This window comes from Acidobacteriota bacterium (assembly GCA_009691245.1).
Classification (GTDB): Bacteria; Acidobacteriota; Terriglobia; order 2-12-FULL-54-10; family 2-12-FULL-54-10; genus SHUM01.
Window position 1 is genome coordinate 1 of sequence record SHUM01000095.1, and the last position, 6,654, is coordinate 6,654.

2 protein-coding genes are annotated in these 6,654 nt (G+C 58.7%); both read right to left on the bottom strand.

Annotated features, from left to right (window positions below; translation table 11 throughout):
• Positions 1-108: 108 nt before the first annotated feature.
• The gene (locus EXQ56_14535; protein ID MSO21638.1) at positions 109-2,973 is read right to left on the bottom strand and encodes a TonB-dependent receptor; all 2,865 of its coding nucleotides are present in this window, start codon (positions 2,971-2,973) and stop codon (positions 109-111) included.
• Positions 2,974-4,110: 1,137 nt separating this feature from the next.
• Positions 4,111-6,471: an amidase gene (locus EXQ56_14540; GenBank protein ID MSO21639.1), complete on the bottom strand. Its 2,361-nt coding sequence runs from the start codon at positions 6,469-6,471 to the stop codon at positions 4,111-4,113.
• Between the last annotated feature and the right edge of the window lie 183 nt (positions 6,472-6,654).

The following is a 6,654-nucleotide window of genomic DNA, read 5'->3' on the forward strand; positions in this document are numbered from 1 at the left end:
TGCTAACAGGGATAAATGCAGGAAATTTACACAGCTGAAAGCCGCCGGAACAATCAGCAACACGGTCGCCATGACCGGGGTTCCTTAATTACATTCCAGGCAACAAAGCTAGAAGCGCAGGCGCATGAACAGTTGCGTCACGCGGCCGCGGTTCACCGTGTTGGTGATCTTGCCGAAGATTTCGTTCGCTACATGCGGCGCGTAGGAGTCAAACTGCGCGTGGTTGAAGAAGTTGAAGAACTCAGCGCGGAACTGCAGCGAGGGGAACTGGTCCCCGCCCCGGCGCAGCGCGAACTCGCGCTCCACAGCAAAGTTCATGTTGGTGGTGCCATCGGTGCGGAACGAGTTAAAGCCCAGGTTGCCGCGACCGCCGACCGGAAGATTGGTGTCGAAATATTCCTTGCGCAGAATTGTTGTGGACGTGTCGGGATGGTCCACGCTCTTGCCGATGATGGCTGGCTTCAGAATGTTTGGCCGCTCCTGCCCGATGCCGTCCACGTTGCCGAAGCCCGGCGCGTCCGAGCCCGTGTGCAGCATGTAGGGCGTGCCGGAGCGCAGCGTTAGCGTGCCCGAGCTGCGCCAGCCGCCGACTATCTTGTTGACCAGTCCACTGCCCAACAGGGCGGTGGGAAGCTGATGCCGAAACGTAAGCGAGAAAGCGTGCGGCGTATCAAAATTTTCTACGGCCTTCAGGTCGCCAACAATATTGAACGGCTCCATGCTGATGTGCCGACCGGTGCCGATGTCGGCGAAGTTGGTGTCACCGGTGTTGATGGCCTTAGAGAAGACGTAGCGCGCCGTCCAAGTGATCGAGCGGCCGGTGCGGCGGTCGAACGCTACCTGCAGCGAATCATAGTATGAGATGCCACCGTTGGTTACCGTGGAGATAGCCAGGTAGCGCGAGTCGGGCCGGCGCTCATCCACGTTGCGAGTGGTGGCCACCACTCCGGGCACATTCACGCCGCGATTGCTGATCACTTCCCAGGGCATCTTTACCGTGCGGCTGCCGGCATATCCGGTGCGGAAGAACAGCCCGCCGGGCAGCTCGCGCTCGATGGAGAAGCTGTAGACATGCATGTACGGCGCGACCAGGTCGGGGCTGAGCAGGTTCAGGCCGGAACGTAGATTGGCCGTGTCCACGCCCGCCACGGACGCCAGTGGATTCACCAGGTTGGGGCTGTCATCAATGGAGATAACTTTCACATCGGGCGGGTTGAAGCGGGCACGCTGATAAAGCAGTGGATAGATGGACGAATACCACCAACCGTAGCCGCCGCGCAGAGCCACCTTGCCGCCGCGCGGATTCCACGCGAATCCCGCGGTGGGGCCGAAATTATTGGCGTCAGTGCCGAAGCCCACATCGGTGCGATCATTCACTTCAACCGGCTTGGTAACTACTTCATGCCGCATGCCGAGCGTGAGTGTGAACGTGGGCAACAGCTTGATGCGATCCTGAAGGTAGACTGCGTGCTCCCAGTTGCGGAAGCCACGGTAGAAGTCGCCGAGGTTGATCTTGAATGTTGTCGGCAAGCCGAGACGGAAATTCTCCACAGCGGAGCGGCCGGCGTTGCGGCTGAACTCGAATGAGCCGCGCGAGTTGTCGCTCTGCAGGTCGTTTATCTGCAGCCGCGAGACCAGGACCCCGGCGGTGATGGTGTGCCTGCCGCGTACTTGCGTAGCTTCCGGCGCAACGTGAAAGCGATTCTCGACGCGCAGCCGCGGATAGCTCGAGCCGGGGCCGATGTTGGAGAAGTCTCCATTGCGGCCAAACGCAATGTCGGGGACGTTAGTGATGCCCAGTGGCGCGAGCAAATTCCGGTAGGACTCAGTGGGCGCTAGCGAGACGCGCAGACGGTCGAAGTTGAGCACCAGGCGGGCCGTAGTATTCGGCGAGACGGTGTGAATTTCCGTCAGGTGCGCGCTCTGCGGGCGCAGCAATGTAATGGGATTCTGGCCTACGATCAGCTCGAAGGGCTTTTCAGTGGCGTCATAGTAGCGTTGCTCGAAAACAATCTGGTCCTTACCGGTGGGCCGGAGGTCGAAACGTCCCGTGTAGGCGGTGCTGGAGATGTCGCGCAGGCCGTTGGTATTGAGCTGGCGTGAGTTGATGTCCGGCCGATTGGGCAGCTGGTTGGGGTAAGCGCTGAATAGGCGCGAAATCATCGCGCGTGACGCCGGATCAGTGGTCAGCGGCGTGCGCTCCTCCGGCAGCGGCACCTGAATGTTTCCGTTCACGTAGCCAGTCTCTTCCGCCTTGCTCCAGGCAAAATCGAACGACAGCTTGCTCTTCACGATGGGTCCGCCGATGGTGGCGCCAAACTCATTGCGCCGCGACGGGAGCAAGCCGCCGGCCTGGAAAAATGAGCGGGCATTCAGCCGGCTGTTCTGATGTGTTTCATAGAGCGACCCGTGATACTCGCCAAGCAGGTTGCGCGGACGCGTAACGTCGAGCGAGCGCATCTGAAAACCGAAGTGAGATCCATAACTGTTTTCCACTGAGCGAAAATCGGTGGGCAGCGCGGCATTAGCGCCGCGCGAACCCAACTGGCGCTGCGCCTCATTGGCGTCCAGCTTCACCACGAATACGTTGGGATTCAGTTCATCAGCGCCCAGGCTGATTGCCTGCGGGCGAGTCGACTGCAGGCGAAAGCTCAATTCGCGCGCCGGCTCGCTGTCCGAGGCCACATACTGCCGCACCATGTCGGCGAACCCCTGCCGCCGGATGGTGATGGTGTATACGCCAGCGGGCAGCGTTTCCATGGTGAATTTGCCGTCGGCTGCGGTGGTGGCCGATTTCGCGGTGGCGGACTCGGCCGCCTTCACGGTTACTTGAGCACCGGAGACTGGCGCGCCGTTCAGGTCCGAGACGCGGCCATTCAGCGGGCCGGCGGCGTGGCCGCTGGCAGCAACCAGCAGAGCCAGCGAAAGCACGGCAAGGCGCACGTGGAAGAAACTCTTGTGGATCACGGTAATCTCCTATCGAATGGTCGTCAGACGGGCAGGCAGTGAAATGGGCTTGCCAGCGGACGCAAGCCTGAATTATCTCTAATTGCTCAGTATACACCCAGTTCCCTACGGCAGAAAGGTTGCCGAAGGGGGTGAGCTTTATGCGTCGCGCACGAGTTTTAACCAGAATTTCTTTTTTGGAATTTCGGACGAGGGCAGAATAGCGAAGGCCCCTTCGAGTTGGAACGGTTTTGTTCGGCTCGATAGAATTGCCCTCCGAACAAGTCTCCGACACGTGCTTCGCCAGTCGCCTCAGCCTGGGGTACTCCTTTGCTCGAAGCGATTTCGCACTCTTTCCCAGAACGCCGTATGTGGATCCTCTGAGTGTGCGCTCATCCCGAAATTGCTAATTTCAGTCAGCTCTGGCTACTTCCCCAGCGCGGATCAATAGCCCAGCGACCACAACCAACCAATCTTTGCCATCCGCAGAATCTATCGGAGAACTGCCCAGAATTCAACGAGTTCGACAATTTTTACCATACGAGAAACTCGACGCTAGTCTGATGGTGGCAATACCTCAAGTCGCCTATGAAGAAACCGGACCACCCCCATAAGCTACGGAGAAAAGGCTCGTCAATCCTTGCAGACAACCGACTCTTGGCTCTTCTCCGCAGTCCGGTCAATGAGTAATGGACTCGGAATCCCGGCCAAATTGGCAAGTCCACCGGCCTAATTCTCCGGAAGTGGAGCATTGCCGGACTCAATGGCGGAGGATTGAGTCGCGAGCGAACCTACTCTCCACCCTGCTAACAGGGAAAAATACAGGGAATTTACGTAATTAGAAGCCCTCTGGGGCGCCACCACGCCCTGTTTCACTGCTTGTTTGCTCATAGTTGCGAAAATCCTAACAGGGGATTATCAGGGAATTCCGAATTAATTTCAGGCCGACCGGCAACTGGTATCAGGGCATTGGGGACTCTGGCAAACCTTGGTCTTCGGAGCAGCCTAGCCCCCAAGAAACTAACTTTAGGTTTGGTTTGGTTCAGTCCTTTGAGGACCCATCATTGATACGGACACGAATATTCCCTTCCGCTGCCTACGTGGGCAGCGGAGGGAACATATTGTTGGGGAGTTCGTAGAGTCCCGACTTCGGGATGCTTGCCATTACGGCTCGTTGGGTACGGGACCGAAGGCGGGCGGCGGGACGCGATGTTTAGTCGCGGACTGATAGGCTGATGCGACTTTGATTACTGTGGGCTCCGTGCCGGGGCCGGCCCAGAACATCATGCTGATGGGCATGGGGTGCGGCAGCTTCGACGGTGTTGTGCCGGAGACCGCGCGATACTGCTTCTTGTCAGCGCTCAGAACAAACTGCGGCTCATAGACAACTTCAGTGTAGCCGGCCGGGACATCAATTTCCGGGCCGCCCAGCAGTGCCGTAAACTGGGTACAGCAGCTGGCCGTTGGACGGTTGTTCACTTCCGGCTCGCCAGCGTAGCCAATCTTCGGCGGCGGGAGAGTCTGCTCTGGATTCACGAACAGGTCGATGCCGTTCTCGTACATGACCTTCTGGACCACCAGGCGCATCACGATCTGCATCTTCAGATAGCTCATCTGGCCGGGACGCGCACGCAGGTCCTGCATGCCGACGGCGTTCTCCGAGCTGGCTTTGTGATCGCCGTTCTCCCACTTTGCGTTGGCTACCCAGCTCGCCCAATCTTTGATTCGCTTGTCGCCCCGCTCGGCAAGATATTTGTTCACAGTGAAGGGGCTCTTGAAGTTGTCGAGGCCCGCGCTGATGCGGCGCAGGTTGATGTTTGGCGAGAGCGGCGCCTTGCCCATCGCCAACGCGATCGCGTAGTCGTTGGTAGTTACGTCCCAGCCGGGTACGGCAAATTCCAGCTCGCCCTTGCTGTTCTTCTGCCAGAAGTATTCCGGCACGTTGTGCGCCAGAATTTCGCGGAAGGCATCCTGAAATGTGTATTTCATATTCGGGACTTCCGGATCGTCCGCATACAACGGGTCATGGGACTCCACCAACTCCGCGCCCAGCTTGTCGCGCAGCACGGCCTTCATCTCCTTGTCGAGCTGATCGGAGATAGCCTCGTCGTTCTTCGAGTGCTTCACCATGAACTCGCGTACCACGCCGATGCGCATTCCCTTCAGTGGCTGCGCGGCGACCGCCGGCTCCTTCACCACAAAACTGGCGAAAGGCTCCTTCGGTATGAACACTGAGGGCAACGCGGTGAACATGTCCGCGGAATTGAAGCCTTTTACCGCGTCCAGCACCTTCGCGACGTCTTCAACGCTGCGGCAGTGTATACCAGCGCGGTCGCCGAGGCGCTGGCTGTTCATGCCGCCGTGCATCATCAAGCCACGCGTGGTGAGGAAGTTCACCACGTTATTGCGCGACGCGGGCCCCTTGCAAGAAGCCGAGCCTTGCTCGCAAATTGAGCAGGCCACCAGATTGGCCGAGACGGAAACGCCCGAGCCGGAGCTGGTGCCGCGCGGCACGCGCTCGGTGTCGTACGGATTGCAGGCCTGCCCGCCCCACACGGCGTAGGCATAGTTGCCGTCGGGCAACTCGGTGGTCGCCTTAATCGGGCCGTTAGTGGTCAATCCCGTTGACGCCGCCGTGGCCGTTGCCATGATGATGGCGCCCTTCGCGCGGAGATCGCCGATGTCGGGCGAATCCACTTTCGGAAAATCCAGCGCGTAGTTGACGTCATTGCCACCGGTCGAACGCATGTCTTTCGCGTCGAACCAGTTCTTGTGCGAAAACGGAATGCAGTACATGGGCATGGCAGCCAGATCAGGATTGCGCCCGTATAGCTTGTCGAGTTCGGCTGCGCGTTCCAGTGCATCCGGCTGCTTGCGGAACTCTTCGCATCCCGCCGGAGCGCCTGCCGGCAGCAGTCCGGCTGAGGGTGCACGGTCATAGTCGCCTTTGCAACTTACCGAGCGCTCGCCGCGAATGTTCAGCGTCTCCAGCGCGTTCAACTGCCCGGCGTTGGGGATACCGACTCTCATGCCGAATTGTTGCTGCACGGTGGGGTCGGAGATGGTCGGTTCCATTCTGCCAAACTCGATGGGCGGACCAATGTACTGCTCTAGATTTTGCAGCATCGTTGAGGCCGGCACGGTACTGGTGGGAAACTTCATGGGTGCTCCGGTGCGCATGGAGCCGATGGCTGGCGCAATGGGAGCGCCGTCCTTGGTAACCAGCTGCGTGCAGACGCCGTTGTAAGCTTTCACGCGATTGAGGTAGGCCTGCACCAATCCCTGGCAGGTGATTTGCCCGGATTGAATGGCGCTGTGAATGCCGCCGATGGTTGCCTCCTGAAGATGGAACGCACTTTGGGCGACGACCGTCGCCGGAACCGCCATGAGCAGCAGCAGTGCTACCGCCAGCTTCAGCGCGCGACTCGCGCATACGTCATCCATTCCACTAACAGCCACATAAGTCATAGATTGATTTCTCCATTCCGTATTGCCACATTGCAAGATTCTAGGTGCTTTCTCCATCTAGTGTTGTTAGGCTGCCATAAGTATCGGCGAAATCTCCATTGGCTGAGAGTTCTGCTCCCAGGTGATCGGGACAATTATCCTCGTTAAGCGGTGCTTCCGTCACCTACTGTTGGTGGAGCAATTCTATCCTATTCAAGGTGTTTGGGTTAATGGATAATTTTGCAGTCTGTACATCTGCTG